This is a genomic window from Fructobacillus sp. EFB-N1 (assembly GCF_001038455.1).
Classification (GTDB): Bacteria; Bacillota; Bacilli; order Lactobacillales; family Lactobacillaceae; genus Fructobacillus; species Fructobacillus cardui.
The window spans coordinates 1-4,157 of record NZ_LDUY01000040.1 but is presented as its reverse complement, the minus strand read 5'-3'; the positions used below and the strand labels follow the sequence as shown (position 1 = coordinate 4,157).

Annotated in this window: 8 protein-coding genes; all 8 read right to left on the bottom strand. The window is 41.4% G+C overall.

What is annotated here, in order from left to right; translation table 11 throughout:
- Positions 1-152 precede the first annotated feature (152 nt).
- Positions 153-467, bottom strand: coding sequence for a phage holin, LLH family (locus FEFB_RS07800; RefSeq protein ID WP_047975682.1), 315 nt, complete (start codon positions 465-467; stop codon positions 153-155).
- A gap of 26 nt (positions 468-493) precedes the next feature.
- On the bottom strand, positions 494-802 hold the full coding sequence (locus tag FEFB_RS07795) for a hypothetical protein (protein WP_235271978.1): 309 nt from the start codon (positions 800-802) through the stop codon (positions 494-496).
- Positions 789-1,190 (bottom strand): hypothetical protein, encoded by a 402-nt coding sequence (locus FEFB_RS07790; RefSeq protein WP_047975681.1) that lies wholly within the window; start codon positions 1,188-1,190, stop codon positions 789-791. Before FEFB_RS07790 ends, FEFB_RS07795 begins: the two co-directional genes overlap by 14 nt.
- Before the next feature lie 9 nt (positions 1,191-1,199).
- Positions 1,200-1,331 carry an XkdX family protein gene (locus FEFB_RS08540; protein ID WP_082131959.1) on the bottom strand — a complete coding sequence of 44 codons (132 nt, stop codon included), beginning with the start codon at positions 1,329-1,331 and terminating at the stop codon, positions 1,200-1,202.
- Entirely contained in the window at positions 1,331-1,666 is a 336-nt protein-coding gene (locus FEFB_RS07785; RefSeq protein WP_047975680.1) for a hypothetical protein, read from the bottom strand. The genes FEFB_RS08540 and FEFB_RS07785 overlap by 1 nt, the downstream gene beginning before the upstream one ends.
- A gap of 11 nt (positions 1,667-1,677) precedes the next feature.
- Positions 1,678-2,226 carry a hypothetical protein gene (locus FEFB_RS07780; RefSeq protein WP_047975679.1) on the bottom strand — a complete coding sequence of 183 codons (549 nt, stop codon included), beginning with the start codon at positions 2,224-2,226 and terminating at the stop codon, positions 1,678-1,680.
- A 13-nt stretch (positions 2,227-2,239) separates the two neighbouring features.
- Positions 2,240-3,481, bottom strand: coding sequence for a NosD domain-containing protein (locus FEFB_RS07775; RefSeq protein WP_047975678.1), 1,242 nt, complete (start codon positions 3,479-3,481; stop codon positions 2,240-2,242).
- The coding region (locus tag FEFB_RS08830; RefSeq protein ID WP_053068999.1) for a hypothetical protein at positions 3,478-4,157 on the bottom strand (680 nt) is incomplete at its 5' end. The genes FEFB_RS08830 and FEFB_RS07775, both read right to left, overlap by 4 nt.

Below are 4,157 nucleotides of genomic sequence, written 5' to 3'. Positions count from 1 at the left end.
CCAAATGCCAGGAACTGAATCATAGTCAGTCGTGGCCATATGGTGAATCACGATTTTATTAACTGAATTACCCTGTCGGCCCTGAGTGTAATTAGGGAACGTCTGGAATCCAAATGGTGTAGCCAATCCTGATACTGTCATTTATTTCCTCCTTATTTAGTTGTAGTGGCGTTCAATTGCGCCACTGCTTGTTCAATAACTGCTGACAACTGTTCTTGCGAGAACTTGCCTGTTAGCTTGTTGGCGGCCAATCGAGTCGCTACATAGTCAATTGCGTGTTGCTTCTTGTCAGAGCCACCTAGTTCGCTCTTCTCCATCAGAGAAACGGCCTGGTCTGCCCATGTGAGCAACAATTGCAAATTGCCGTTCTTCGTCTTAGTCCGCAACCAACGCACCAAGGCATGTTCTGCTGGAGCTGCAATCGTCAGCAACGTTCCAGACAGAATCAATACATCTGTTAATGTCATATTCTTTCCTCCAATAAAAAAGACGGCTAATTAGCCGTCATGAGTTCATCAATTTTGTTGGTCAAGCTACGGACTTCTACCCGTAACTCTCGATTTTCGTTGGTCAGATTTTCATTGTCTGTCCGTAACTTCTTGATTTCCATGTTCAGGTCGCTAACCTGTAATGACAGGTCCTTCACCAAATCACTTTGGGCCTTGAACATGGCGCTTAAAGTGTCATCATGCTTCTGACTCGTGTCTTCCTTCTTGCCATTCCAGCCAAAGTAAGCGGTCGCAATCACACCCAATGACCCCATCACACCAATGATCACGCTTGAATAGTCAATAACGGCCACCGCCTTTCAACTTGTGTCGAGGTTCGATCCAAGCACTTAGAAAAACATTAATCGTGATGATACCGAAGACAAACGGAATGATTGTCACGTTATTAGTCACAAAATCACTTAAAGCATAGCTGACCGTCAACATCGTCCAAAGACCGCCAGACAGTGCAATCAACACCAGGCGTATTCGATGCCAATAAAAGTCCCACAAAGAGTTGACTAGCAACACCACCCCAACTGTCAAATATAACAGTCCAAATGGTGCATCATCTAGTAAACCCAAAGCGGGTGGCAAACGAACATCCAATTGTTGATAATGCAACATGACAATGATTCCGACAATGATTTCTTCCATCGCAATGGTGACCCACTGCCGATTTTTCCAAAAATGCCGTTTCATATATACTCCTTAAAACGAATACAAAGTACCAGTGATTTGCTGATATTGGTCAACTGTGATAATTTCCCCGATTACCCAATTCTTCAGGCTATCGTTGTTTTCGAGTCCCATTTCATACCAATTCTTTAGAATGTCGAACATCACTTAGCCTCCTTGGATTCCAGTTCAGCAATGCGCTTATCCTGAGCAATCAAGCGGGTTAATAGTACGTTTGCTGTCGCATTCAAAGCCTGTTGTTGAGGGTCTACATGTTGCTTAGCATTGGCCTTTTGTTCGGCTAAATAGTCATCAATCGACTGGCCTGTCCATGAATTAGTTGATGGATTCCATACTGGATTAATCAGTCCTGTTGGTTCGATTTCAGTTGAATTATCAACATGTTCATGCACCGCACCAGGAATGAATGCGTACGTCTGTGGGTCGAATTTGAAATACCACTTGCTGGTATCTACCGTTTGTTGTGTGTTATCTGTCATTTATATCCTCCTTACGATGGTAAATCATCGAGTGTTGACCATGATCCGAACCCATATGATACGTTATCTCCACCGTTGTTGTTGCTAGTGTGGAATGCTTGGTCAATATTCCATGTCGAGCCATCTGGGTAAATCTTGATAAGTCCTTTCGTATAGCCAACAGAAACCAATGCATCTGTCTCAACTGGCGGCCTAAATCCTAACGGGATATTCCAATTTATTTTAGAAAATGCACCATGCTCGCCGATAATATCGCCATAGATGCGAATTGTAACTGTTGTACCTACTCGTGTTAAATGAGCGTTCAGGCCGTAATCATATACATCTGCTTCATATGATTTCTTAGTTGTCATTCCCCCTAATGAGTGAATGTCATCGTGAGTGTACAATCCTCCGAATACATCTAATTTTTGCGTCGTTGAATCGCCATTTGCATGAAGGTATCCATTAACTGTTGCGTTTTTGAAATTCATATCACGATTAGGGTCTGCTAATTCATCGAAGTTGTTGTTGATGGTGTCGATACTATCGTTCGCCATTCCTTTGAAGATATGCTTCATAAATTCCTCCTATTTAATTAATGTTACGATTGCTAGAATTTCCACCGCCATCAAATTCAGAATCAGAACAATTATAAATAGACAGCGTATTATTACATGAACCGTTTATTACTATTTTTCGATTAGACACGCCACTAATTGTGTTCATCGACAATTTATTACCGCTCCCACTCATAATTAGGATACGAGTGTCATCTGATGGTTGTTCTGAGAGAATATGATTTCCATTGATCGTATAATCGTCACCATCAATGTGGATAGCGCCGTATTTACCGTCTCTCCCGATAGGGTCACTAGACCAATTCCCGTTGTTCTTCCTGAGATAAATCATATTATTGCTGAATAAGATATTATTACCACTCATCTTAATAGCCCCAGTATAGAATGATTGGAAGTTATTACCTGAAATATTGCAAATTGTCCCGTTGTTAATCTCGATACATTCGAATCCATCTGGATAGATATTGTTGCCCGTAACAGTTGCCCCATAAGGGTTATCAAATTTAAGCGAAATACCACGAGGCTGGCACCCAATATAGTTGTTCTGAATCTGGCATTGTTGGCTAGAACCAATAACATGTACACCATTAGTCAGTTCGCAAATCCAGTTGTTCGATAGATGCAACGCATCTGAACCAACTGCAACTACTCCGAAATCTAAATTCATAATGACGTTGTTAATAATCTTCACTCCATCAGAATTCCGATTTAAGTAAATACCAGTTTGCGACACTTGCTTACCAATGGCAGCCGCACCGACAATGTTCAAGTTGTCGAACACAACGCCACTTAGCCTATCTCCAATATTGCTATCACCTAGCTTCAATCCAATAGGGTTAGTTGGTGTTAAGCATAGCTTACTACCGCCCCCAGGACGATTTGAATTAGTTGGGTCATGGTCAATATTAGAACGAAATCCTGAATTTTCACCGACGATATGAACGTAATTATTATTGATAATAATAGGCGTGTTTACCCAGTAATCACCAACTGGGATATAAATAGTTCCGCCGTTTGATGGTAATTTATTAATCAGATTATTGATGATTGGTGCATTATCGAAATTTCTATCACCAGATTTAGCACCATAATTATCAATGTTGAATAGTAATTTGCTGGCATAGTTACTCAGGTCTGACGATTTAGCGTATCCAGACAAATCAGGCTTATTTGTCAGCAATTCGTAATTAGTGATTGGATAGAAACGCTGGCCATCGTCGTCTTTCAAGTATCCATAATCAATGTCAGCCATCATTCACCTACCTTTCCTAACTTCTCCAAATTGGCATTTGGAACATGAATCCCCTGATTAGATGAATCAAGCGTGAATTTCAACGTCTTAATCCCGTCAATCAAGTACCAACTATTATCGTGTTGTTCTAATTCACCAGACAACTTGTAATCTAGTGGAAGTGTCACCTTGATTGTATTAGCATCTGGATAAATAACATTGTTCGCTACTGATACGGGATTAGTCCCGCCGAATAACCCATCTGGTTCTGTCCCGAATCCGTTAGGAGCTGTTCCGATTGCCCATTCATAGCTGAATACAGAAACAGCAGGCATTCGATTCAAATTGTGCTTAATCGTCACCTCGAATCCTTGGGGTACGTACTTAGATAGCAATGTCTCGATGTTCTCAAATCGCTTGTCCAGCACATCAAATTGTCCGTACGTCTGACTGTTTCTGGCATCAATCACCTCGCTATCTTTGGTTGCGCCACTTAGTACACCAGTAAATCGACCCTCTAAATCCGTCTGCCTTTTTTCGACCTGTGACTGACGACTAGAATTACTATCAATCAACTCTTTATTGCTATGCCACTTAGTGGATAGCCATTCAACGAATAAGGCCAACGCTTCTCGTGTATCAGTCCCCCACTGCTTCTCACGCAACCATTTAGCCAACGTCCGACTATTACTATCAACAA